At 37.8% G+C, this 254-nt stretch carries 1 pseudogene; it reads right to left on the bottom strand.

The window, feature by feature from the left end:
- Nucleotides 1-254, bottom strand: a pseudogene (locus CDO51_RS15700) (transposase); the annotation flags it as partial.

Raw genomic sequence — 254 nt, 5'->3', positions numbered from 1 at the left:
TATCTTGGTCTCACCTTTGTGTTTACCCGAACTGTTTTCTTTCAGGTTCAAGCCTGCTAGTTTCTGAATTTGACGTGGATGTTTGTAGTTAGATAAATCCACTACTTCAAACAAAAACCCTGCTACTCAAGTACTTGTTCTATCTTCAACTAAAGCTTCATTCTGTGACAAAAGAGTTTTTAATTCTTGTCTTGCCATAAATATGCCTTCTGTCACACCAGTGCTATGCGATGCTGCTTGAATTACCTTTCTAG

The sequence above is a fragment of the Natranaerobius trueperi genome, assembly GCF_002216005.1.
GTDB lineage: Bacteria > Bacillota > Natranaerobiia > Natranaerobiales > Natranaerobiaceae > Natranaerobius_A > Natranaerobius_A trueperi.
The sequence above is the reverse complement of the archived record's forward strand: the minus strand, read 5'-3'. Positions and strand labels throughout refer to the sequence as shown.